We start from the raw sequence: 23,242 nt of genomic DNA on the forward strand, positions 1-23,242 counted from the left end.
CAGGCCGCTTGCGGCTTGGCGCTAACAGTCGCAGGATGACGACTGGCGAACTGTGCGGTTTGTGGGTTTCTCTAGCCCATTGAGCCATCCCGGGGGTCGTGGCAGAGCGCCGGATCTCCCACAGACGAGGACTGGCTCAGCACGTGGGAGTTAGCCCACTATCCGAACACGCCACTAGCACCTATAGGAGGCCCCGCCATGGCCGTTCGCATTCCCGCCGAGATCCGCCCGGTCAGCGCCGCCGAGCATGCCGCCTGGCTGCCGCTGTGGCAGGGCTATCAGCGCTTCTACATGACCGAGATCCCCGCCGCCGCCAGCGACACCGCCTGGCAACGCTTTCTCGATCCCGCCGAACCGCTGCACGCCGCCCTGGCCTGGCACGAAGGCAAGGCCGTCGGCCTGGCCCACTGGGTCTACCACCGTTCCTGCTGGAGCGTCGGCGACTACTGCTACCTGCAGGATCTGTTCATCGCCAAGAACGTGCGCAGCAGTGGGGTCGGCCGGCAGTTGATCGAATACGTCTACGCCCAGGCGCGCCAGGCCGGCTGCGCACGGGTGCACTGGCTGACCCACGAAACCAACAGCAAGGCGATGCTGCTGTACGAACGCGTGGCCGAGCGTTCGGGCTTCGTGCAGTTCCGCAAGCGGCTCTGAGTCGGCTCAGAACACCGACCAGCCGATCCGCTGACTGAGCAACTCCAGCGCCGCCATGCCGGCCAGGGAGTTGCCGGCGGCGTTGAGTTCCGGCGACCACACGCAGACGCTGAAGCGCCCCGGCACCACCGCGACTATGCCGCCGCCGACCCCGCTCTTGCCCGGCAAGCCGACCCGATAGGCGAAGTTGCCGGCCTCGTCGTACAGCCCGCTGGTGGCCATGATCGCGTTGACCTGCTTGGTCTGCCGCGCGCTGAGGATCTGCGCGCCGCTGTGCCGGCAGAAGCCGTCGTTGGCCAAAAAACCGAAGGCGCGGGCCAGGTCGACGCAGTTCATGCGCAGCGCGCAGCAGCTGAAGTAGCTGCGCAGCACCGTCTCGACCTCGTTATCGAAGTTGCCGAAGGACTGCATCAGGTAGGCCGCGGCGGCGTTGCGCGCGCGGTGCTGGTATTCCGAATCGGCGACCCGATTATCCACCGCCACCTGCGGGTTGCCGGCCAGGCGCCGGACGAAATCGCGCATCGACACCACCGGCGCGGCGAAGCGCGACTGGTTGATGTCGCAGATCACCAAGGCGCCGGCATTGATGAACGGGTTGCGCGGGCGGCCGCGCTCGAACTCCAGCTGCACCAGCGAGTTGAACGGCTGCCCGGACGGCTCGTGACCCAGGCGCTGCCAGATGTCTTCGCCCGAGTGGCCGATGGCCTGCACCAGGCTGAACACCTTGGCAATGCTCTGCACGGAAAACGCCGTCTGCGCATCGCCGGCGCAGAACAGCTCGCCCTCGTTGCCGTACACCGCAATGCCCAGCTGGTTGGCCGGCACATCGGCCAGCGCCGGGATGTAATCGGCTACCTTGCCCTGGCCGATCAAGGGCCGGACTTCATCGAGGATTTCATTCAACAGCGCTTGCATGCTCAGGCTCGCCGCAATGCCCGAGCACAACCCAGGCGATGGCTGGTAGACGCCTGCCACCTGGCGCTGATCACACAAGAAGCTGCTCCCGGATTGCGCTGGTGCTTATCTGGGCTACGTTCTATTGCCTCGCTTATGCGACCGCCGCCAATAACGACGTAGCCCGGATAAGCCTTGGCGCCATCCGGGACAGCGATCGCTCAATCACCACCGGCAATATCGCGCCCATCACCACCCGCCCAGTCGGCAGGCAGCACACCCTGACTGACAAACCGATGAAAGCGGGAATACGGCCAATCGATCACCCGCTGCACCAGCCCATGTTTAACCGGGTTGAAGTGGATGTAGTCGATATGGTTCGCCAGGTCTCGCTCGTCGCGAATCAGATGCTCCCAGAAACGTGACTGCCAGATACCCGCGCCGCCACGGGCGCCGAGCCCTATGGGCTCGCCGGCGACGCGTAGCGACTTGACGAACAGCGCCTTGAAATCGCGCAGCCGCGCCGAGTAATTGCTGTCGCCTTCCGGCAGTTGCATCAGCAGGTGCAGGTGATCCGGCATGATCACCGCCGCCGGCAGATCGAAAGGCTGGCGTTGTCTGACCCGACCCAGGGCCTCGCGCAACAGTGCGACATGCCGCACCAGCAGATCGCTGCGTCTGTCCCTGAGGGTCAGGGTGAAGAAATAGCTGCCGCCCGCCAGGCGGGCGCGCCGGTAGTTGACCATGCCAACCTCCTTGTCGGTGGTGCCTCCAGTCCCGGATTGCGCTGGTGCTTATCCGGGCTACGCGTCCGTTACGCGTGATCCGAGTTACACCAAAAACGTAGCCCGGATAAGCCTTGGCGCCATCCGGGAAATCAGCGCGTCAGAACTTCTCCGGGCGCAGCACTTCCACCTGCGCCAGGTAACAGACCATGGCGAAGTTGGCGTAGTACTTATCCTGCAGATGGGTGGCAATGCGTTCGGCTATCTCGCGGCTGCAGATGACCTCCAGGCGGATATTGCCCTCGGTATCCCAGTCGGCGCTGCGCACTCCGTGCGAGCCACGGCCGCGCGCGTCGGAAAGGGTCCAGCCGGGCGCGCCCAGCTGTTGCAGGTCAGCCACCAGCTTCTTCTCCAGCGCGGCTTCGCAGATCACGGTGAGCAGGGTGCGGGTAGGTGCGTTCATCTCAGAGCCCCCAGGCGATCAGTTGCTCGGCCAGCGCCAGGTACAGCGGAATGCCGATCAGGATATTGAACGGAAAGCTGATCCCCAACGAGGCGGTCAGCGACAGCGACGAATTGGCTTCGGGCAAGGCCAGGCGCATGGCGGCCGGCACGGCGATATAGGAGGCGCTGGCCGCCAGGGTCGCCAGCACCGCGGTACCGCCCAGCGACAGCCCCATCAGGCGCGCCAGCAAGGCGCCGATCAGGGCGCCGAGCAACGGCATCAGCAGGGCGAAGCCGAGCAGACGCAGGCCGAACTGCTTGAGCGCGCCGAGCTGACCGGAGGCGATCAGGCCCATCTCCAGCAGGAAGAACGCCAGCACCGGCTTGAACATGCTGGTGTACAGCGGCTCCAGCGGCTTGATCGCCTCCTTGCCGGCCACCGCGCCGATGATCAGGCCACCGAGCAGCAACATGATGCTCTTGCCGAGGAAAATTTCCCGGCCCAGCTCGCGCCAGTCGGTGTCGCGGGCCAGGCCTTTGGCCAGGAGGATGCCGACCAGGATCGCCGGAATCTCCAGGATCGCCACGAACAGCGGCATGTAGCTCTCGAACGCGATGCCGCGAGCCAGCATAAAGGCCACCACCACGGCAAAGGTACCGGCGCTCACCGAACCGTAATGCGCCGCGACGCTGGCGGCGTTGATCCGGTCGAAGCCCAGGCCGCGCAGCATGGCGAAGGCCAGCACCGGCAGCACCACGCCCAAGCCCAACACCAGCATGGCCTGGCCGAGCAACTGCAGGCTGGCCTGTTCCGCCAGCTCCACCCCGCCGTGCAAGCCGATGGCCAGCAGCAAGACGATCGACAGGGTTTCATAGAGCGCCGGCGGCAGCTTCAGCTCGCTTTTCAGCAAGCCGGCGCAGAGGCCGAAGAGAAAAAACAGCACCACCGGGTCAAGCCCCATTACCGCCTCCAACAGCTGTCATAGCCTGGCGCTCAGTTGAATCAGTTAAAAAAGAGGGCCTTGCGGCCCCCCAGAGGTAAACAGTTGCACACGGCTGCGCGCGCCTCGCTTGCGCCGCCGTTGCGGTTATTCGATCTCGATCAGCACCTCGCCCGGATTGACCCTATCGCCCTTGGCCACATGCACCGCTTTCACCGTGCCGGCAATCGGCGCCTGCACCTCGGTCTCCATCTTCATCGCTTCGCTGATCAGCACCGCCTGACCGGCTTTCACCGCATCGCCCTGCTTGACCAGCACCTCGACGATATTGCCCGGCATGCTGGTGCTGACGTCGCCGGGGGCGCTGGTGTGCTTGCGTTTGCCGCCGGCCGCGGCGACGAACTGATTGAGCGGCTCGAACACCACCTCTTCCGGCATGCCGTCGATCGACAGGTAGAAGTGGCGCTTGCCCTCGCCCTTGACGCCGACCCCGGTGATGTCGACCCGGTAGCTCTCGCCGTGCACGTCGACGATGAACTCGGTCGGCACCCCTTCGCCGCCGACGGCACCCACGCCACCGCCTTCGGGAATCGGCAGCAGGGTCTCCGGCTTGAGAGTGCCGGCCTCGCGCTCCTCGAGGAACTTGCGCCCGACATCGGGGAACATGGCGTAGGTCAGCACGTCTTCCTCGGACTTGGCCAGGGCGCCGACCTCCGCGCGCAGCTTGCTCATTTCCGGCTTGAGCAGGTCGGCCGGACGCACCTCGATCACCTCTTCGCTGCCGATCGCCTGCTTGCGCAACTGCTCGTTGATCTTGCCCGGCGCCAGACCATAGCGGCCCTGCAGATAGAGCTTCACTTCGTTGGTGATGGTCTTGTAGCGCTCGCCGGCCAGCACGTTGAACACCGCCTGGCTGCCGACGATCTGCGAGGTCGGGGTGACCAGCGGCGGGAAGCCGAGATCCTCGCGCACCCGCGGGATCTCGGCGAACACCTCATCGATGCGATCCAGCGCGCCCTGCTCCTTGAGCTGGTTGGCCAGGTTGGACATCATCCCGCCCGGCACCTGGTTGACCTGCACGCGGGTATCCACCGCGGTGAACTCGCTCTCGAACTGGTGGTACTTCTTGCGCACCTCATAGAAGTACAGGCCGATCTCCTGCAGCAGCGCCAGATCCAGGCCGGTGTCGTACGCGCTGCCCTTGAGCGCGGCGACCATCGACTCGGTGCCCGGGTGGCTGGTGCCCCAGGCCATGCTCGAGATGGCGGTGTCGATATGGTCGGCGCCGGCCTCGATGGCCTTGAGCTGGCACATCGAGCCCATGCCCGCGGTGTCATGGCTGTGGATGAACACCGGCAGCGCTTGCTCGGCCTTGAGCGCCTTGACCAGCTCGAAGGTCGCGTAGGGGGTGAGCAGGCCGGCCATGTCCTTGATCGCCACCGAGTCGCAGCCCATGGCTTCCATCTGCTTGGCTTGGGCGACATAGGCCTCGACCGTATGCACCGGGCTGGTGGTATAGGCCAGCGTGCCCTGGGCATGCTTGCCGGCAGCCTTCACCGCCTCGATGGCCACGCGCAGGTTACGCACGTCGTTCATCGCGTCGAAGATGCGGAACACGTCGATGCCGTTGCCCGCGGCCTTGGCCACGAAGGCCTCGACCACGTCATCGCTGTAATGGCGATAACCGAGCAGGTTCTGCCCACGCAGCAGCATCTGCAGACGGGTATTGGGCAGCGCCGCCTTGAGCTGGCGCAGGCGTTCCCAGGGGTCTTCCTTGAGGAAGCGCACGCAGGCGTCGAAGGTGGCACCGCCCCAGACTTCCAGCGACCAGTAGCCGACCTGGTCGAGCTTGGCGCAGATCGGCAGCATGTCTTCGGTGCGCATGCGCGTGGCCAACAGCGACTGGTGGGCGTCGCGCAGGACGATGTCGGTGACGGCGATCTTTTTCGCTTGACGGGTCTTAACCATTTCTCAAATCCTCACAGGCCGGCGTAGGCGGCGATAGCGGTGGCGACGGCGATGGCCAGGTGCGACGGGTTGCGCTTGATCGAGTACTGGGTCAATTCCGGATGGCTGTCGACGAAGCTGGTGTTGAACTGGCCGCTGCGGAATTCCGGGTTGCGCAGGATCTCCTGGTAATAGGCGGCGGTGGTCTTGACCCCCTGCACGCGCATGTCGTCCAGGGCGCGCAGGCCGCGATCCAGCGCCTCCTCCCAGGTCAAGGCCCAGACCACCAACTTCAGGCACATGGAGTCGTAGTAGGGCGGGATGGTGTAGCCGGTGTAGATCGCCGTGTCGGTGCGCACGCCGGGGCCGCCGGGGGCGTAGTAGCGGGTGATCTTGCCGAAGCTGGGCAGGAAGTTGTTCTTCGGATCCTCGGCGTTGATGCGAAATTGCAGGGCGAAGCCGCGATGGATGATGTCCTCCTGCTTAACCGAGAGCGGCAGGCCGCTGGCGATACGAATCTGTTCGCGAACGATGTCCAGGCCGGTGATTTCCTCGGTGATGGTGTGCTCGACCTGAACCCGGGTGTTCATCTCCATGAAGTACACCTCGCCCTCGGCGAGCAGAAACTCCACGGTGCCGGCGTTCTCGTAGCCCACCGCCTGCGCCGCGCGCACCGCCAGGTCGCCGATGTAGGCGCGCTGCTCGGGGGTTAGCTGCGGGCTGGGGGCGATCTCGATCAGTTTCTGGTTGCGCCGCTGGATCGAGCAGTCGCGCTCGAACAGGTGCACCACGTTGCCGAAGCTGTCGCCGAGGATCTGCGCCTCGATGTGCTTGGGATTGACGATGCATTTTTCCAGGAACACCTCGGCCGAGCCGAAGGCCTTGGTCGCCTCGGAAATCACCCGCGGAAACGCCAGCTCCAGCTCCTCGGCGCTGTTGCAGCGGCGAATGCCGCGGCCGCCGCCGCCGGAGGTGGCCTTGAGCATCACCGGGTAGCCGAGGCGCTCGCCTTCGACCAGGGCCGCGGCGATGTCGGCGACGTTGCCCTCGGTACCGGGAGTGACCGGCACCCCGGCCTTGATCATGCTGCGCCGCGCCTCGGTCTTGTCGCCCATGCGGCGGATCACGGAGGCCGAAGGGCCGATGAACTTGATCCCGCGCTCGGCGCAGATTTCCGCCAGCTCGGCGTTTTCCGAGAGGAAGCCGTAGCCGGGGTGCAGCGCATCGCAGCCGGTTTCCACCGCCAGGTTGACCAGCTTGCGCGGGTTCAGGTAACCGGCCAGCGGATCGGCACCGATGCAGTGGGCTTCGTCGGCGCGCTTGACGTGCAACGCCATGCTGTCGGCATCGGAATAGATGGCCACCGAGCGAATGCCCATCTCGGCACAGGCGCGCACGATGCGCACGGCAATCTCGCCGCGGTTGGCAATCAGGATTTTCTTGATCACAAGTTCTCGTCCTCAACCAGGCGCAAGTGAATCGGTAACCCGCGAACCGGACAAGCCGGTCGATACAGGGCCGCTGATCGGTCAGCGGCGCTGTATTAACCCTACGTCGACCAGCCAATTAACCAAAATTAATAATTATTTGAGTGGCTATAAGTAAAAACTTATATATTTAGTCGAACGAGACTCCAGCAGCCCATCCAGAGCGTCCGCAGGTAACGATAGACTATGCGTAAATCCCTGATGCGCATGACATTGCGCCAGCTCCAGGTATTCCGCTCGGTGTGCGAGCAGCGCTCCTACAGCCGCGCCGCCGAGGACATGGCGCTGACCCAGCCGGCGGTCAGCCTGCAGATTCGCCAGCTGGAAGAACTGGTCGGCCAGCCGCTGTTCGACTATGTCGGCAAGAAGCTCTACCTGACCGACGCCGCCGAAGCCCTACAACGGGCCAGTGCGGATATTTTCGGCCGCCTGGAAAGCCTAGATATGCAGCTGGGCGATCTGCAGGGCACCCTGCAGGGCCAGCTGAGCCTGGCCGTCGAATCCAGCGCGAAGTACTTCGCTCCGCACCTGTTCGCCGCTTTTCGCCAACAATACCCGGAAGTCAGCTTGCAACTGGTGGTGAGCAATCACGCCCAGGCACTCAAGCGCCTGAACGCCAATCGCGATGATTTGCTGATCATGTCGCAGGTGCCGACGGATCTGAATCTGGAGTTTCTGCCCTTCCTCAATAACCCGATCGTCGCGGTGGCGCCAGCGACGCACCCACTGTGCAGCCAGGGGCCACTGTTCCTGCAAGACCTCAGCGCCTGGCCACTGCTGGTGCGCGAACGCGGCTCGGGCACCCGCCAGGCGGGCGAGGAATATTGCCACCAGAAACGCGCGCACTTCGCCCTGACCCTGGAGGTCGGCTCGACCGAGAGCCAGCTCGAAGGGGTGCTCGCCGGCCTCGGCCTGGCCCTGTTGCCACGCCACGCCGTGCGCCGCGAGCTGGCGTGCGGCGTACTGCGCGAATTGCCGGTGGCGGAGCTGCCATTGCTGCGCAGCTGGTGCCTGGTGCACCCGCGCGGCAAATACCTGTCGCCGGTGGCCCAGGCATTTTTCGCCTTCGTGCGCGATCAGCGCAGCCAGATCAACGCCCTGGCTGAGCAGTTCGCCGAGTCGGCGCCTGAGCAACCAGGTAGTTAGCCGCGGCCAACTCCGGGTAATCGCTCAACTGCTGTTGCAACTGCCGGCGTTCGGCGTAGTTTTCGATGGCGCGCCGGTATTCCATGCGCCGCTGATCGAGCAGCTTGCGGCGGTTTTTCGCATCGTTGCTAACGTGCGACTGCGCTTCATCCGAGTAACGCGGCATCTCAGGTCTCCCAGGCTGAACAACGGGAGTTACAGGATCGACCTGGGATATGACGCTTTGCGGGCAAAATGATGAAGTTGCGATGACCCCGGCAAGCAGGGGCGCGGGGCTGAACGCGGCGCGCTGCTAGTCCTCGTGCAGCTTCACCGACTTGGGCGACAGGCGCAGGCTGCGCAAGCTGCGCTTGACGCTTTTCAGGTGGTTGACCAGGCTCGGCCCGCGGGCCATGGCCACGCCCATGGCCAGCACGTCGATCACCACCAGGTGGGCGATGCGCGAGGTCAGCGGGGTGTAGATCTCGGTGTCTTCCTGCACGTCGATGGCCAGATTGACCGTGGCCAGGTCGGCCAGCGGGGTCTGACTCGGGCACAGGGTAATCAGGGTCGCGCCGGTTTCGCGCACCAGATTGGCGGTGATCAGCAGATCCTTCGAGCGCCCCGACTGGGAGATGCAGATGGCCACATCGCTGGGCTTGAGGGTCACCGCCGACATCGCCTGCATGTGCGGGTCGGAGTAGGCCGCGGCCGTCAGCAGCAGGCGGAAGAACTTGTGCTGGGCATCCGCCGCCACCGCACCGGACGCGCCGAAGCCATAGAACTCCACGCGCTGGGCCTGAGCGCAGGCGGCGATGGCGCGCTGCAAGGCCTGCGGATCGAGGTGCTCGCGCACCTCGATCAGGGTGTGCAGGGTGGTGTCGAAGATCTTCAGGCTGAAGTCGGCGACCGAGTCGTCCTCATGGATGGCGAACTGGCCGAAGCTGGCGCCGGCGGCCAGGCTTTGCGCCAGTTTCAGCTTCAAGTCCTGGAAGCCGCTGCAACCGATGGCCCGGCAGAAGCGCACGATGGTCGGCTCGCTGATGCCGACGCTGTGGGCCAGGTCGGCCATGGAGCTGTGCATCACCGCGGCCGGGTCGAGCAGCACGTGGTCGGCCACCTTGAGTTCCGACTTGCGTAACAGATGACGCGACTGGGCAATGTGTTGCAACAAATTCACGGGCATGGGCTCGGGCTGAAAGGTGGCGAAGAGGTCGTGCTCCCCTCATCCGAGGGGCGACTCGGTTATGATCGGGACACGCCGGGGCTGTAGTGACTTTGTAGTTATACTACATGGCCGCCGCCCCCGCACGGCTAAACCGAGTCGGAGTTCCCGCTTTGAGCATTCCCTGCGACATGCTGGTGTTTGGCGGCAGCGGCGATCTGGCCCTGCATAAACTGCTGCCAGCGCTCTACCACCTGCACCGCGTCGGCCGCCTGCACGCCGACATGCGCATCCTCGCCCTGGCCCGCAGCAGCCACAGCCATGAGGCCTACCAGGCCCTCGCCGAACGCCGCTGTCGCGCCCAGGTGGCGCGCGCCGATTTCGACAACGACACCTGGCACAGCTTCGCCGCGCGCCTCAGCTATTTCGCCATGGACGCCAGCCAGAGTGCCGACTTCGGCCGCCTGGCCAAGCACCTGGGCAGCGCCGGCGAACGGGTGCGGGTGTACTACCTGGCCACCGCGCCCGACCTGTTCGAGGACATCGCCTCGCACCTGCAGATCGCCGGCCTGGCCGGGCCTCACGCGCGCATCGTGCTGGAGAAACCGATCGGCCACTCGTTGCCGTCGGCACAGGCGATCAACGCGGCAATCGGGGCGGTGTTCGACGAGTCGCGGGTGTTCCGCATCGATCACTACCTGGGCAAGGAAACCGTGCAGAACCTGATGGCGCTGCGCTTCGCCAACGCCCTGTTCGAGCCGGTGTGGCGCGCCGGGCATATCGACCACGTGCAGATCAGCGTGTGCGAGACCCTCGGCGTGGAAAATCGCGGCGCCTACTACGACAACGCCGGCGCCATGCGCGACATGATCCAGAACCACCTGCTGCAACTGCTGTGCCTGGTGGCCATGGAGGCGCCGGTGCGCTTCGACGCCGAGGCGGTGCGCAACGAGAAGGTCAAGGTGCTCGAGGCGCTGAAACCCATCTCCGGCCTCGACGTGCGCGACAAGACCGTGCGCGGCCAGTACGCCGCCGGCAAGATCGGCGGGCAGGAAGTCCCGGCCTACTACTTCGAGAAGAATGTCGACAACGACAGCGATACCGAGACCTTCGTCGCCGTCCAGCTGGAGATCGACAACTGGCGCTGGGCCGGCGTGCCCTTCTACCTGCGCACCGGCAAACGCCTGGCGAAGAAAACCTCGGAGATCCTGATTCAGTTCAAGCCGGTGCCGCACCAGCTATTTGGCGACGGCGAGGCCAATCGCCTGTTGATCCGCCTGCAGCCGGAAGAGTGCGTCAGCCTGCAATTGATGGGCAAGAGTCCGGGCAAGGGCATGCACCTGCAACCGGTGGAGCTCGACCTCAATCTGGCCCAGGCGTTTCGCCAGAAGCGCCGCTGGGACGCCTATGAGCGCCTGCTGCTGGACGTGATCGAGGGCGACTCGACGCTGTTCATGCGCCGCGACGAAGTGGAAGCGGCCTGGCGCTGGGTCGACCCGATCATCCAGGGCTGGCAGCAGCACCACCAGAGCCCGCGGCCCTACCCGGCCGGCAGCAGCGGGCCGGAGCAGGCCAACCTGCTGCTGGAACTGGCGGGACGCAAGTGGATGGCGTGAAGCGTCGCCGGCGACCTGGCCGCTCGCCGCCCATGGTCGAGCGCCCGGGTAAGCTCAGACGGTGCAGGCCCGCTCGCGCAGCAACTGGACGAATTGCTCCGCCGGCACCGGCTTGCTGATCAGGAAGCCCTGGATCTCATCGCAGCGCTGAGCCTTGAGGAAGTCCATCTGCGCCTGGGTTTCCACGCCCTCGGCGACCACCTTCAGCTCCAGGCTGTGGGCCATGACGATGATCGCACGGGTAATCGCCGCATCCTCGCCGCCGAGCGCCAAATCGCGGATAAAGGTCTGGTCGATCTTCACGTAGTCCACCGGGAAACGCTTGAGGTAGCTGAGCGAGGAGTAGCCGGTGCCGAAGTCGTCGATTGCCAGCTTGACCCCCAGGTCGCGCAGCTGCTGGAAGGTGGCGATGACGCTCTCGACGTTGTCGAGCAGCTGGCTCTCGGTCAATTCGAGTTCGAGGAACTGCGGCGCCAACTCGGTTTCGTCGAGCACCTGGCGCACCAGGCTGGTCAGCTTGCCCTGGCGCAACTGATGCACCGACAGGTTCACCGACACGCGGATCTGCGCCAGGCCCTGCAGCTGCCAGGCGCGGGCTTGCTGGCAGGCGCGGCGCAGGACGAATTCGCCGATCGGTGCGATCAGCCCGGTTTCCTCGGCCAGACCGATGAAATCCCCCGGCGGCACCAGCCCGCGCTCCGGATGGCGCCAGCGCACCAGCGCCTCGGCGGCATTCAGGCTGCCGTCGGCCAGGCACAGCTTGGGCTGGTAGAACACCTCCAGCTGGTGCTCGTCGATTGCCTTGCGCAGCTGGGTTTCCAGCTGCAGGCGCTCCAGGGTGCAGGCCTGCAGGTTGTCGGTGAAGAACTGGAAGCTATTGCCGCCCAGGTGCTTGGCGTGCTGCATGGCCATGTCGGCCTGGCTGACCAGGGTGGAGATTTCCCGCGCGTTGTCCGGCAGCAGGCTGATGCCCACCGAGGCGCTGACCACCAGCTCCTGACCGCCGACGATCATCGGCAGGCGCAGTTTGGCCAGCAGGCGGCTGGCCATGCGCGCCAGGGTCGAGAGGCTGCCGTAGGAATCGAGCAACACGGCGAATTCGTCGCCGGACAAGCGCGCGATGGTATCGGCCTCGGGCATGGCCTGGCTCAGACGCCGGCTCATCTGGCGCAGCAATTGGTCGGCCACTTCGTGGCCGAGGCTGTCGTTGAGCCACTTGAAGCGATCCAGGTCGACGTGCAGCAGGGCCAGGCTGCGCCCGCTCTGGCGCGAACGCTGGCTGGCCTCGTGCAGGCGGTTCTTGAACAGGCTGCGGTTGGCCAGGCCGGTCAGTTCGTCGTAGTGCGACAGGTAGCGCAGACGTTCCTCGGCCTCGCGCCGCGACGACAGGTCGGCGAAGAAACCGACGATATGGCTGACGCTGCCCCGCGCATCGCGCACCACCTGGAGTTGCAGCAGTTGCGGGTAGAGTTCGCCGTTCTTGCGCGTCTCGATCAACTCGCCCTGCCAGTGGTCGCCGCGCTCCAGTTCCAAGCGGATCAACTGGTACTGGTGGCGGGTGTCGCGACTGCTGATCAGGCTGGCGACGCTCTTGCCGAGCACGTCTTCCTGGCGATAGCCGGTGACTTGGCTGAATGCCTGGTTGACCGCCAGCAGACGGTAATCCGGATCGAGAATGACGATGCCTTCGCTGGCCGCCTCGAACACGGTGGCGGCGAGGCGCTGCTGCTCTTCCTGCTGCTTGCGCGTGGTGATGGTGCGCCGCGTGCCGAGCATGCGCAGCACCCGACCCTGGGCATCGCGCTCCACCGCGCGGCCGCGGTCTTCGACCCAGACCCAGTGGCCATCGGCGTGTTTGACCCGGTATTCGATCTGGTAGCCGTCGCTGCGCCCCTTCAGGTGCTCGACCAGCGCCCGGCGCAGCAACGGCAGGTCGTCCGGGTGCAGGCGCGGCTTGAGGTCGCGCAACATGACCTGCACCGCATCGGGCTCGAGGCCGAAGATCTCCTTGAGCTGCGAGTGGTGCACCTCATCGCTCTGCAGGTTCCAGTCCCACAGCCCCAACTCGCTGGCTTCCAGAGCCAGGGCCAGGCGCGCCTGACTCTTGCCCAGGGCGTGGGTGGCATCGTCCAGCTCCAGGGTGCGCTCGGCCACGCGCATTTCCAGCTCGTCATGGGCCGCGCGCAGTTCGCCCTCGGCCCAGCGGCGCTGCTCGACTTCGCGGGCCAACTCGCCGTTGAGCGCCTCGGCCTGCTGCCGGGCATGCTCCAGGTTGCCGATCAGCGCCTGATTGTGGAAGCGCTGCCACAGGCTGCGCCACAGCAGGCGGTTGACCTGCCAAGCCACCAGCAACAGCGTCACCAGCAGGATGCCGCCAAGGACTCCCCAACCACGCTGCAAGCTATGCTCGCTGAGCAGCAGATACGCCACCGACGGCAGCAGGCAAGGCAAGGCGAAAGTCAGGAAGGCCGACAGGCTGACGGCATAGGCCACACTGGCGGAAAGAATCGCCGCGCCGATCAGGCCGTAGACCAGGGCCTGCTGGTAGAACACCGCGGCCGGCACCAGGGCAATGGCGACGAAGGCCAGGGTCAGCCCGGAGGCAGCGGCGCCCAACAGGAAATTGCGCCGCCAATGCGTCTGCACCTGGCTGCTGGATTGCGCAGCATTGAAGGCGCGAACCTGGAGCAGGCGCAGCACGGCCAGCAGCACCAGCCAGACCAACCAGCCGGACAGCACGACACGGTTCTGCGGCGCCCAGAGCAGATAGGCGCAGGCCACGCCATTGAGCAGCATGAATAGGGTCGGCACCCACGAGCCCTGATACAGCAGGCGGGTACGTTCGATGGCGATATCCGTGGCGAATTGCTGACGGATATCACAGGTGCTTTCCAGCGTCGACTCGACAGTGGCGCTAGCGGTCTGAGGCATAGGCTATTTTCTTGTAATGGGTGCCTAGGTCGGCGCAGCATACCCGAGCTAGACGCATCGCCCAACAATGATCGGTGCAAATTTAGCGGGCCGATCAAGCGCTTTGCGTGGCTTGGGCGACCTGCGGTCAGCGCCCGGCAAGGTGACGTACCGGTCGTCCATTGGCAAGTCTGCCGCGATGTGCGGTGTGCCCGGTTTGCCCTCGCCGCCGCCGCCCCCTAGAATGCCGCGATGCAAAATGACCCCGAACTCCTGATCGCCTCCCTCAACGATGCCCAGCGCCAGGCCGTGACCGCGCGCCTGGGCCGGCAACTGGTGCTGGCCGGCGCCGGCTCCGGCAAGACCCGCGTGCTGGTGCACCGCATCGCCTGGCTGATCCAGCTGGAACACGCCTCGCCGCACAGCATCCTGTCGGTGACCTTCACCAACAAGGCCGCCGCCGAGATGCGCGCGCGCATCGAGCAGATGCTCGGGGTCAATCCGGCCGGCATGTGGGTCGGCACCTTCCACGGCCTGGCCCATCGCCTGCTGCGCGCCCACTGGCAGGAAGCCGGCCTGGCCGAGAACTTCCAGATCCTCGACTCCGACGACCAGCAGCGCCTGGTCAAACGGGTGATCCGCGAGCTGGGCCTGGACGAGCAGCGCTGGCCGCCCAAACAGGCGCAGTGGTTCATCAACGGGCAGAAAGACGAAGGCCTGCGGCCGAAGAACATCCAGCCCGGCGGCGACCTGTTCCTCGCCACCCAACTGAAGATCTACGAAGCCTACGAGGCGGCCTGCGCCCGCGCCGGGGTGATCGACTTCGCCGAACTGTTGCTGCGCGCCCTCGACCTGTGGCGCGACAAGCCGGGCCTGCTCGAGCACTACCAGCGGCGCTTCCGGCATATCCTGGTCGACGAGTTCCAGGACACCAACGCCGTGCAGTACGCCTGGCTGCGCCTGCTGGCCAAGGGCGGCGAGAGCCTGATGGTGGTCGGCGACGACGATCAGTCGATCTACGGCTGGCGCGGGGCCAAGATCGAGAATATCCAGCAGTTCGGCGACGACTTCAGTGACGCCGAGATCATCCGCCTGGAGCAGAACTACCGCTCCAGCGCCGGCATCCTCAAGGCCGCCAACGCGCTGATCGCCAACAACCAGGGACGCCTGGGCAAGGAGCTGTGGACCGACGGCGGCGACGGCGAGCCGATCGCCCTGTATTCGGCGTTCAACGAGCACGACGAAGCGCGTTATGTGGTCGAATCGATCGCGGACGCGCTGCGCAAGGACGGTCTCAAGCGCAGCGAGATCGCCATCCTCTACCGCTCCAACGCCCAGTCGCGGGTACTCGAAGAGGCGCTGCTGCGCGAGAAGATCCCCTACCGTATCTACGGCGGCCAGCGCTTCTTCGAGCGCGCCGAAATCAAGAACGCCATGGCCTATCTGCGCCTGCTCGACGGCCGCGGCAACGACGCGGCGCTGGAACGGGTGATCAACGTGCCGGCGCGCGGCATCGGCGAGAAGAGCGTCGAGGCGATCCGCGCCTACGCCCGCGAGCATGAGGTGTCGATGTGGCAGGCGATCCGCCTGATGCTCGCCAACAAGGCCCTGCCGGGCCGGGCCGCGGGCGCCCTGGCCGGGTTTGTCGAGCTGATCGAGAACCTGGCGGCCAAGGTGCTGAGCATGCCGCTGCACCTGATGACCCAGACCGTGATCGAGCAGAGCGGGCTGATCGCCTACCACCAGGCGGAAAAGGGCGAGAAGGCCCAGGCGCGCATCGAGAACCTGGAAGAACTGGTCAGCGCCGCGCGCTCCTTCGACAACGCCGAAGATGACGAGCTGTCGCCGCTGCAGGCCTTCCTCGGCCACGCCTCGCTGGAGGCCGGCGACACCCAGGCGGCGGAGAACGAGGACAGCATCCAGCTGATGACCCTGCACAGCGCCAAGGGTCTGGAATTTCCCCAGGTGTTCCTGGTCGGCGTGGAAGAGGGCCTGTTCCCGCACAAGATGAGCCTGGAAGAACCCGGCCGCCTCGAAGAGGAGCGGCGCCTGGCCTATGTCGGCATCACCCGGGCCATGCACAAGCTGGTGATCAGTTACGCTGAAGTCCGCCGCTTGTATGGCAACGAAACCCGTAACTCGATTTCGCGCTTCGTCCGCGAAATTCCTGCGGAGCTGATCCAGGAAGTGCGCCTGTCCAATAGCGTGACCCGGCCCTTCACCTCGAATACCCGCAGCATGGGCGACAGCAGCCTGTTCGCCGGCAGCGCCGTGCCGGACACCGCCTTCAGCCTCGGCCAACGGGTGCAGCACGCGCTGTTCGGCGAGGGCGTCATCCTCAACTTCGAGGGTGGCGGCGCGCAGGCACGGGTGCAGGTGAACTTCGCCAGCGAAGGCAGCAAATGGCTGATGCTCAGTTACGCCAAGCTGGAAGCACTGTAGAACCGTCCGTCGCCCGAGGTACAACGGAGGCGACGCGACGCCACGCTCGACTCGCGCCGAACCACACACCGCCCGACCCACCATAAGGACGCCACGATGAACCGCCGCAACCTCTTCAGCGCTGCCGTGGCGCTGCTCACCGCGCTCAGCCTGACCGCCTGCAAGGACGAAAAAGCCGGCAGCGAGCAAGCCGCTGCCGAGCCGAGCCAGAGTTTTGAATGGAAGATGGTCACCGCCTGGCCGAAGAACTACCCGGGCCTGGGCACCGCCGCCGAGCGCCTGGCCGAGCGGGTCAAGACCATGAGCGGCGGCCGTCTGAGCATCAAGGTGTATGCCGGCGGCGAGCTGGTGCCGCCGCTGGAGGTGTTCGACGCGGTCTCGCGCGGCACCGCCGAATTGGGTCACGGCGCCGCCTACTACTGGAAAGGCAAGGTGCCGGCCGCGCAGTTCTTCACCGCCGTGCCCTTCGGCCTGTCCACCAGCGAAATGAATGCCTGGCTGAGCAAGGGCGGCGGCCAGGCGCTGTGGGACGAGGCCTATGCCCCGCACGGGGTAAAACCGCTGGTGGTGGGCAATACCGGCATGCAGATGGGCGGCTGGTACAACAAGGAGATCAACTCGCTGGACGACCTCAAGGGCCTGAAGATCCGCATGCCGGGCCTGGGCGGCGAAGTGCTGAGCAAGCTCGGCGCGACCACCGTCAACCTGCCCGGCGGCGAGGTGTTCAGCGCCCTGCAGACCAACGCCATCGACGCCAGCGACTGGGTCGGCCCCTACAACGACCTGGCCTTCGGCCTGCATAAAGCCGCCAAGTTCTACTACTACCCGGGCTGGCAGGAGCCGCAGGCGGTGCTCGAACTGCTGATCAACCGGCAGGCCCTCGACAGCCTGCCGGCCGACCTGCAGGCGATCCTGACCGAGGCCGCCCGCGCCGCCAGCCAGGACATGCTCGACGATTACGTCTACCACAACGCCCTGGCCCTGGACGAACTCAAGCAACAGGGCACCCTGCTCAAGCGCTTCCCCGACGAAGTGCTCGACGCCCTGCAGCGCGAATCCGAGGTGGTGCTCGGCGAACTGGCCGCGCAGAGCGAGCTGAACGGGCGCATCTGGGCCTCGATGAAGGCCTTCCAGGCCCAGACCAGCCAGATGCACAAGCTGTCCGAGAAAGAGCTGTATAACTGGCGCTGAGCCTGGCGGCACTCAATACCCGCCGTAGCCCGCCCAGATGCATGGCGCAGGGCTGCCTGCCCATCGTTTCGCGGATACAGCCAAAGCTCGCCCCGAGGTCGGGCCTCCTACGGATCGCAGGCCGTTTGTCGCTGGCGGACTGTTCGCTCCGCTCCTGAGTCCGCCCTACGCCTGAGCAACGTCCGCGCACTTCCGTTGGTCGTCTCCACCCCGCCTCCCGCTCCCCTCGGCCCATACTGCTTGGCGAGGTGAGTCCATGAAAAAACCGACAATCACAGCAACCCAGATTCTCGATAGCGCCCTGCAGCTGGCCGACGTCTGCGGCTGGGAGCGTTTGCACCTGTTCGACCTGGCCGCCCGTCTGGACGTGGGTCTGGACGTCATCGCCAGCCACTACCGGGAAAAGGATCAACTGGTCGAAGCCTGGTTCGACCGCGCCGACCAGGCCATGCTGGCACGCGGCAACGCCGCCGACCTCGGCGCCCTGGAGCCGGCCAAGCGCCTGGAAGAACTGCTGATCGCCTGGCTCGATAGCCTGGCGGCACACCGTGCGGTGACCGGACAGATGTTGCTGTACAAACTCGAACCCGCCCATCTGCACCTGCAAGTGCTCGGCCTGCTGCGCATCAGCCGTACCGTGCAATGGTGGCGCGAGGGCGCCCGCCGGGAAACCCGACACCTGCGGCGCATCGCCGAGGAAAGCCTGCTCAGCGGCGTCTACCTGCGCAGCTTCGTCCACTGGCTGTGCCACCCCGAGGAAGACTCCGCCGAGTTTCGCGCCTTCCTGCGCCGACAACTGCGCTGCGGCCCGCTGCTGATGCTGTTGCAGCACTGAAACCCTGATGGCCGCGGCGCAACCGTTGGGCGAAAAGCAAAAGCTCGAAACATTCTATGGCTAGCCATCGGCGGCCGTGCCGGGCAAGATGCCGCGCAGCGTTCCAACCACCAAGAGACAGCTAAACATGCAGCGTTTCCTCAGCATTGCCCTGGCCATGTGCCTGAGCTTGGGCCTTACCATGAGTTTTGATGCCGAAGCCAAGCGTTTTGGCGGCGCTAAATCCTTCGGTTCCGCGCCGAGCCACCAGACCCGTCAGGCTCCAGCCCAGCAAACCGCCGGCGCGCCGACCGCCACTCGCCAGCCCGCCGCCGCCAGCGGCGCCTCGCGCTGGCTCGGCCCATTGGCCGGTCTGGCCGCCGGCGGCCTGCTCGCCTCGATGTTCATGGGTGACGGCTTCGAAGGCCTGCAGATCATGGACATGCTGATCTTCGGCCTGATCGCCTTCCTGCTGTTCCGCTTCCTCGCCTCCCGCCGCAAACACGCCGGCCCGCTCAGCGCCAATGGCGCGCCCATGCAGCGCGAGATGCCGGCCCAGGCGGCGCCTGCCTCGATCTTCGGTGGCGCCGGCGCCGCTGCGCTCAAGCCGGCGATCAATGCCCCGGCCTGGTTCAACGCGCAAAGTTTCATCAGCGCCGGCCGCGAGCACTTCCTCAGCCTGCAGCAGCACTGGGACGCCAACGAGATGGACAAGATCGCCGAGTTCGTCACCCCGCAGCTGCTCGAATTCCTTAAGCGCGAGCGCGCCGACCTGGGCGAGGGCTTCCAGTCCACCTACGTCGACAACCTCGAGGTGCAACTGGACGGCGTCGACGACCTCAGCGACAAGACCGTCGCCACCCTGACCTTCACCGGCGTGGCCAAGACCTCGCGTTTCGACCAGGGCGAAGCGTTCAGCGAAAGCTGGCGCCTGGAACGTGACGCCGGCGACAACCAGCCTTGGCTGGTGGCCGGTATCCGCCAGAACGGCTAGTCCACCTCAGGCTTCACGCGAAACCCGGGCCTGTCCCGGGTTTTGTGTTTGCCGGACGCCCCTCTTGTCCGCTCAGGCCGAGCGGAGTAAAAACCAACGCGGGTGAGTCGCTGCGCCGCATAGCGCAGAACTCGCCGTTGCTGCCCGTCATTCTGCCTTGCTGCTGGAGCCACCCCGTGGAAGAAGTCATCGAACAACTGCGTGAAATGAACGAACCGGTGCCGGTCGCGCTGGAGCTGCCGGAAGAAGAACTGCTGGTCGAGATCGAAGAGCAGATCCTGATCAACCTGCCGTTCGAGCTGCGCGAATTCCTGCTCAAGGTCAGCGACGTGGTCTACGGCCGCCTGGAGCCCGTCACCGCCACCGACCCGCAGTCGCACACCTACCTACCGGAAGTCGCCGCGGTGGCCTGGTCGCTGGGCGTACCGCGCGAACTGGTGCCGATCTGCGAGGATCGCGGCAACTACTACTGCGTCGAACAGGACGGCAGCGTGGTGCTCTGGGACGGCGACAGCGGCGAGCTGAGCGAAGAAGAAACCTGGGACTCGGTGTGGCACTGGGTGCGCGACGTCTGGCTGGAGAGCTGAGCCCGTCCAGGCCAGAATAGGCCGGGCCGGGCTCAATCCTGGCGACTGGCCTCGCCCTGCTCCAGCCCCAGCAGGTTGAGCAGGAACTGACCGAAGAAGCTCAGGTCTTGCTCGATCGCCGCACGCGCCGCCTTGCCGTCGCCGGCCTGCAGGGCTTTCAGGCAGTCGCCGTGAAAATCGTTGAGGCGCAAAGACAGGTCGGCCTCGGTGAACAGCCGATTGAAAAAGGGTCCGACTTGCAGCCACAGTGACTCGATCAACCGCAGCAACACTGGATTGTCACAGGCGTTATACAGCGTCAGGTGAAACTGGCTGTTGTCGGCCAGATACGCTTGCACGTCGCGCCCATGCAGGGCCACTTCCATACGCTCAATGCAGCCTTGCAAGGTCGCCAGCTCGGCCTTACTGATACGCGCAGCGGCCAACTCCACGGCCAGGCCTTCGAGGTTGCAGCGCACCGGCAACAACTGCTCGAAGCGCGCGCGGGTCATCGCCGGCACCCGCACCGAGCGCTGCGCCTCGCCTTCCAGCGCACCCTCGGCCACCAGCCGCTGCAAGGCGGCGCGCACTGGCATCGGGCTGGTGCCCCACTCGGCGGCCAGGTCACGGATCTTCAGCCGCTCACCCGGCTGGAAGCGCCCGCTCAACAGGCCGGCGCGAATGTTCTGATACAGCTGTTCTTGCAGGTTCTCGGCCATGGCTTAGCGGCTCCCGCGCGGCGGGGCCGGCAGTTGGGCGAAGGTCAACGAGCAATTGTGCATGAAGCTCTCCAAAAGATGCATACAGTTCTGAGCGAGCGAGCTAGAGCCAGGCAAGGCGCAACGACCAGCGGGAGTAACAGCCAAAGGCTGGCCCGAAGGACGAACGCCAGCGAGTCAAAGGGCGAGGACGCGGAGTTTACGAGTTGTAAATAAGCAGTCCGAGCCCTTTTTCACCGCAGCATGGCCGGCGCGCAGCCGCTCAGGGGGCTTTGTTTTCGATTAGGCAATTACCGCCGTCCACTACCAGAACTTCGCCGGTGATGTAGCTGGCCTCCGGTGAGGCCAAAAACGCCACCGCCGCCGCCACTTCTTCCGGCCGGCCGGCGCGGCCGATGGGCGTGTAGGTGCCGGCATGCTGCTCTTCTTCGGTGGAGGAGCCGGTGGCGATCCAGCCCGGCGCCACGCTGTTGACGGTGATGCCCTGCTTGCCGACTTCCAGCGCCAGGCTCATGTTCAGCCCCAACATGGCCGCCTTGGCCGCGCTGTAGGCCGATTCACCGGGATTGCTACCGCGGGTGCCGGTGGTCGAGCTGATATGCACAATGCGCCCATAACCACGGGCCTTCATCCCCGGCAACACGGCACGGGTGAGCAAGAAGGCGCTGGTCAGGTTGCGCGCCAGTGACAGGTTCCAAGTGGCCAGATCCATATCCGCCACCTCGGCGAAGGGTTCAGGGCTGCCCTGCATGGCCATGCCGGCGTTATTCACCAAAATGTCGAGATGGCCGAACTGGCCGTGGGCCCAGGCGGCCAAGTCCGCCACCTGCGCTTCGTCAGTCAAATCCGCGGCCAGGGCGCGGGCATCTATACCTTCAGCTTGCAACTCGGCGGCGCGTTGGTGAATGCGTGCGCTGCTGGCGGTGATCAGCACCCGCACGCCTTCACGGCCTAAACGCCGGGCGATGGCCAGGCCGATGCCGCTGTCGCTGCCGGCCCCGCTGACCAGTGCCACTTGCTCCTGCCACCTAGAAACGCTCATGTTTAAATACTCTGTGATCACAAATGCACCAGCATCTTAGCAAAATCGCCCATGAAATCTAGCAATTGACAGTTTTGTGATCACAAATAATACTGTGCATAAATTCGAACGAGGCGTTCAACATGACATCCAGTGGTATCAGCTCAGCCGCCGTAGCAACCTTCACCGCCCGCGAGCGGCAGCGCTTTGTGGCGCAGAATCCCAAGTCAGCGGCCCTGGCGGAGCGCGCCCGGCACTCGCTGTTCGGTGGCGTGCCGATGCACTGGATGGCCGACTGGTCGACGCCTTCGCCGCTGTTTGTCGAGCGGGCCAAGGGCGCGCGCTTCTATGATGTCGACGGCCACGAGTACATCGACTTCTGCCTGGGCGACACCGGCAGCATGTTCGGCCACTCGCCGGATCCGATCGCCAAGGCCATTGCCGAACAGGGCAACAACGGCCTGACCACCATGCTCCCCGGCGAAGACGCGGTGGTGGCTGGCGAACTGCTGGCCGCCCGCTTCGGCCTGCCCTACTGGCAGGTGACTGCCACCGCCACCGACTCCAACCGTTACGTGTTGCGCTGGGCCCGCGGCATCACCGAGCGCAAGGTGTTGCTGGTGTTCGACGGCTGCTACCACGGCACCGTGGATGACGTAATGGTGCGCTGCCACGCCGGCGCAACCCAGCCGCGTTCCGGGCTGATCGGCCAGGCCTACGACCTGGCCCAGCACAGCCGCTCAATCCCGTTCAACGACGTGGCGGCACTGGAAGCCGCGCTGGCTCAGGGCGATGTGGCGGCACTGCTGTGCGAACCGGCGATGACCAACATCGGTATGGTCATGCCCGAACCCGGCTTTATGCAGAAGTGCCGCGAGCTGACCAAACAGTACGGCAGCCTGCTGATCATCGACGAGACCCACACCATCTCCACCGGCATGGGGGGCTGCACCCAGCTGTGGAACCTTGAGCCGGACTTCTTCGTGGTCGGCAAGCCGATCGCCGGCGGTGTGTCCTGCGGCATCTTCGGCTGCAGCGCAGCCATGGCCGAGGCCATGCAAGCCGCGCGGCACCGCGCCAGTGCCGGCAACCACGGTCATGGCCACAGCGGCATGGGCACCACCTTGTCGGCCAACGCCCTGGCCATGCACTGCATGCGCGCCAACCTGGAACAGGTCATGACCCAGGCCGCCTACGACCATATGCTGCCGCTGGCCAAGCGCCTGGCCGATGGCTTTCGTAGTTTGATCACGAAATACGACCTGCAGTGGTCGGTGACCGAACTGGGCGCGCGCAGCGAGTTTCAGTTCTGCCCGCAGCCACCGAAGACCGGCGCTCAGGCCGAAGCGGCCTTCCATGACGAACTGCAAATGGCCCTGCACCTGTACCTGATCAACCGCGGCATTTTGATTACGCCGTTTCACAACATGACCCTGTGCTGCCCAAGCACCACGGCGGCCGATGTCGATCAACTGATCGCCACCTTGAATCAAGCCCTCGAAGAGCTGCTGGCCATCCCCGGCGCCCGGCAATAACGCTCGACCGCAGGGTGGGCTTCGGCCCACCCTACAACCCGTGAACAGGTAC

General features: G+C 65.4%; 20 protein-coding genes. 9 read left to right on the top strand and 11 right to left on the bottom strand.

Annotated elements, in window-relative coordinates:
- The first annotated feature begins 198 nt into the window (after nt 1–198).
- Entirely contained in the window at nt 199–654 is a 456-nt protein-coding gene (locus P8H27_RS17195) for a GNAT family N-acetyltransferase (RefSeq protein ID WP_289638876.1), read from the top strand.
- A gap of 6 nt (nt 655–660) precedes the next feature.
- Here P8H27_RS17195 and glsB read toward each other — a convergent pair whose 3' ends face one another.
- The 6 genes from glsB to P8H27_RS17225 form a co-directional block, all read right to left on the bottom strand.
- Nucleotides 661–1,569 carry a glutaminase B gene (gene glsB / locus P8H27_RS17200; RefSeq protein ID WP_289638877.1) on the bottom strand — a complete coding sequence of 303 codons (909 nt, stop codon included), beginning with the start codon at nt 1,567–1,569 and terminating at the stop codon, nt 661–663.
- Nucleotides 1,570–1,769: 200 nt separating this feature from the next.
- Nucleotides 1,770–2,294 (bottom strand): transposase, encoded by a 525-nt coding sequence (locus tag P8H27_RS17205; RefSeq protein ID WP_289638878.1) that lies wholly within the window; start codon nt 2,292–2,294, stop codon nt 1,770–1,772.
- Nucleotides 2,295–2,433: 139 nt separating this feature from the next.
- Nucleotides 2,434–2,736 carry a P-II family nitrogen regulator gene (locus P8H27_RS17210; RefSeq protein WP_289638880.1) on the bottom strand — a complete coding sequence of 101 codons (303 nt, stop codon included), beginning with the start codon at nt 2,734–2,736 and terminating at the stop codon, nt 2,434–2,436.
- Between the two features lies 1 nt (nt 2,737).
- Nucleotides 2,738–3,679 carry a sodium-dependent bicarbonate transport family permease gene (locus P8H27_RS17215; RefSeq protein WP_289638881.1) on the bottom strand — a complete coding sequence of 314 codons (942 nt, stop codon included), beginning with the start codon at nt 3,677–3,679 and terminating at the stop codon, nt 2,738–2,740.
- Between the two features lie 126 nt (nt 3,680–3,805).
- Nucleotides 3,806–5,626, bottom strand: a complete 1,821-nt coding sequence (gene oadA / locus P8H27_RS17220) for a sodium-extruding oxaloacetate decarboxylase subunit alpha (protein WP_289638882.1) — start codon at nt 5,624–5,626, stop codon at nt 3,806–3,808.
- Between the two features lie 11 nt (nt 5,627–5,637).
- Nucleotides 5,638–7,053, bottom strand: a complete 1,416-nt coding sequence (locus P8H27_RS17225) for an acetyl-CoA carboxylase biotin carboxylase subunit (protein ID WP_289638883.1) — start codon at nt 7,051–7,053, stop codon at nt 5,638–5,640.
- 225 nt (nt 7,054–7,278) lie between these two features.
- Between P8H27_RS17225 and P8H27_RS17230 the strand changes: the two genes are divergently transcribed.
- Entirely contained in the window at nt 7,279–8,238 is a 960-nt protein-coding gene (locus tag P8H27_RS17230) for a LysR family transcriptional regulator (RefSeq protein ID WP_289638884.1), read from the top strand.
- Here P8H27_RS17230 and P8H27_RS17235 read toward each other — a convergent pair.
- Complete coding sequence (locus tag P8H27_RS17235; protein ID WP_289638885.1) at nt 8,183–8,404, bottom strand: PA3496 family putative envelope integrity protein; 222 nt, start codon at nt 8,402–8,404, stop codon at nt 8,183–8,185. The genes P8H27_RS17230 and P8H27_RS17235 overlap by 56 nt on opposite strands.
- A 126-nt stretch (nt 8,405–8,530) precedes the next feature.
- Entirely contained in the window at nt 8,531–9,397 is an 867-nt protein-coding gene (gene hexR, locus P8H27_RS17240) for a transcriptional regulator HexR (protein ID WP_289638886.1), read from the bottom strand.
- 113 nt (nt 9,398–9,510) lie between these two features.
- Between hexR and zwf the strand changes: the two genes are divergently transcribed.
- On the top strand, nt 9,511–10,998 hold the full coding sequence (zwf, locus tag P8H27_RS17245) for a glucose-6-phosphate dehydrogenase (protein WP_289638887.1): 1,488 nt from the start codon (nt 9,511–9,513) through the stop codon (nt 10,996–10,998).
- A gap of 54 nt (nt 10,999–11,052) precedes the next feature.
- Here the strand turns inward: zwf and P8H27_RS17250 are convergent, their stop codons facing one another.
- Nucleotides 11,053–13,929 (bottom strand): EAL domain-containing protein, encoded by a 2,877-nt coding sequence (locus P8H27_RS17250; protein WP_289638888.1) that lies wholly within the window; start codon nt 13,927–13,929, stop codon nt 11,053–11,055.
- 231 nt (nt 13,930–14,160) lie between these two features.
- Between P8H27_RS17250 and uvrD the strand changes: the two genes are divergently transcribed.
- The 5 genes from uvrD to P8H27_RS17275 all read left to right on the top strand — a co-directional run bounded on the left by uvrD (nt 14,161) and on the right by P8H27_RS17275 (nt 19,936).
- Nucleotides 14,161–16,350 carry a DNA helicase II gene (gene uvrD / locus P8H27_RS17255; RefSeq protein ID WP_289638889.1) on the top strand — a complete coding sequence of 730 codons (2,190 nt, stop codon included), beginning with the start codon at nt 14,161–14,163 and terminating at the stop codon, nt 16,348–16,350.
- A 96-nt stretch (nt 16,351–16,446) separates the two neighbouring features.
- Nucleotides 16,447–17,541, top strand: coding sequence for a TRAP transporter substrate-binding protein (locus tag P8H27_RS17260; RefSeq protein WP_289638890.1), 1,095 nt, complete (start codon nt 16,447–16,449; stop codon nt 17,539–17,541).
- 256 nt (nt 17,542–17,797) lie between these two features.
- On the top strand, nt 17,798–18,376 hold the full coding sequence (locus tag P8H27_RS17265; protein ID WP_289638891.1) for a TetR/AcrR family transcriptional regulator: 579 nt from the start codon (nt 17,798–17,800) through the stop codon (nt 18,374–18,376).
- Between the two features lie 127 nt (nt 18,377–18,503).
- Entirely contained in the window at nt 18,504–19,349 is an 846-nt protein-coding gene (locus P8H27_RS17270; RefSeq protein ID WP_289638892.1) for a Tim44 domain-containing protein, read from the top strand.
- Nucleotides 19,350–19,525: 176 nt separating this feature from the next.
- A complete protein-coding gene (locus P8H27_RS17275; RefSeq protein WP_289638893.1) occupies nt 19,526–19,936 on the top strand; it encodes an SMI1/KNR4 family protein in 411 nt (136 codons plus the stop codon).
- Between the two features lie 32 nt (nt 19,937–19,968).
- On the opposite strand, the gene P8H27_RS17280 is transcribed toward P8H27_RS17275, so the two are convergent.
- Nucleotides 19,969–20,634, bottom strand: coding sequence for a GntR family transcriptional regulator (locus tag P8H27_RS17280; RefSeq protein WP_289638894.1), 666 nt, complete (start codon nt 20,632–20,634; stop codon nt 19,969–19,971).
- Between the two features lie 262 nt (nt 20,635–20,896).
- Nucleotides 20,897–21,676: an SDR family NAD(P)-dependent oxidoreductase gene (locus P8H27_RS17285; RefSeq protein ID WP_289638896.1), complete on the bottom strand. Its 780-nt coding sequence runs from the start codon at nt 21,674–21,676 to the stop codon at nt 20,897–20,899.
- Nucleotides 21,677–21,798: 122 nt separating this feature from the next.
- On the opposite strand from P8H27_RS17285, the gene P8H27_RS17290 reads away from it, so the two are divergent.
- Nucleotides 21,799–23,190, top strand: coding sequence for an aspartate aminotransferase family protein (locus P8H27_RS17290; protein WP_289638897.1), 1,392 nt, complete (start codon nt 21,799–21,801; stop codon nt 23,188–23,190).
- Nucleotides 23,191–23,242: the final 52 nt, after the last annotated feature.

Origin of the sequence: Pseudomonas sp. sp1636 (assembly GCF_030376615.1) — a bacterium.
GTDB lineage: Bacteria > Pseudomonadota > Gammaproteobacteria > Pseudomonadales > Pseudomonadaceae > Aquipseudomonas.

Coding starts and splice junctions, on each gene's coding strand:
- P8H27_RS17195 (WP_289638876.1), top strand. CDS start 199: ATGGCCGTTCGCATTCCCGCCGAGATCCGCCCGGTCAGCGCCGCCGAG.
- glsB (WP_289638877.1), bottom strand. CDS start 1,569: ATGCAAGCGCTGTTGAATGAAATCCTCGATGAAGTCCGGCCCTTGATC.
- P8H27_RS17205 (WP_289638878.1), bottom strand. CDS start 2,294: ATGGTCAACTACCGGCGCGCCCGCCTGGCGGGCGGCAGCTATTTCTTC.
- P8H27_RS17210 (WP_289638880.1), bottom strand. CDS start 2,736: ATGAACGCACCTACCCGCACCCTGCTCACCGTGATCTGCGAAGCCGCG.
- P8H27_RS17215 (WP_289638881.1), bottom strand. CDS start 3,679: ATGGGGCTTGACCCGGTGGTGCTGTTTTTTCTCTTCGGCCTCTGCGCC.
- oadA (WP_289638882.1), bottom strand. CDS start 5,626: ATGGTTAAGACCCGTCAAGCGAAAAAGATCGCCGTCACCGACATCGTC.
- P8H27_RS17230 (WP_289638884.1), top strand. CDS start 7,279: ATGCGTAAATCCCTGATGCGCATGACATTGCGCCAGCTCCAGGTATTC.
- P8H27_RS17235 (WP_289638885.1), bottom strand. CDS start 8,404: ATGCCGCGTTACTCGGATGAAGCGCAGTCGCACGTTAGCAACGATGCG.
- zwf (WP_289638887.1), top strand. CDS start 9,511: ATGGCCGCCGCCCCCGCACGGCTAAACCGAGTCGGAGTTCCCGCTTTG.
- P8H27_RS17250 (WP_289638888.1), bottom strand. CDS start 13,929: ATGCCTCAGACCGCTAGCGCCACTGTCGAGTCGACGCTGGAAAGCACC.
- uvrD (WP_289638889.1), top strand. CDS start 14,161: ATGCAAAATGACCCCGAACTCCTGATCGCCTCCCTCAACGATGCCCAG.
- P8H27_RS17260 (WP_289638890.1), top strand. CDS start 16,447: ATGAACCGCCGCAACCTCTTCAGCGCTGCCGTGGCGCTGCTCACCGCG.
- P8H27_RS17265 (WP_289638891.1), top strand. CDS start 17,798: ATGAAAAAACCGACAATCACAGCAACCCAGATTCTCGATAGCGCCCTG.
- P8H27_RS17270 (WP_289638892.1), top strand. CDS start 18,504: ATGCAGCGTTTCCTCAGCATTGCCCTGGCCATGTGCCTGAGCTTGGGC.
- P8H27_RS17280 (WP_289638894.1), bottom strand. CDS start 20,634: ATGGCCGAGAACCTGCAAGAACAGCTGTATCAGAACATTCGCGCCGGC.
- P8H27_RS17285 (WP_289638896.1), bottom strand. CDS start 21,676: ATGAGCGTTTCTAGGTGGCAGGAGCAAGTGGCACTGGTCAGCGGGGCC.
- P8H27_RS17290 (WP_289638897.1), top strand. CDS start 21,799: ATGACATCCAGTGGTATCAGCTCAGCCGCCGTAGCAACCTTCACCGCC.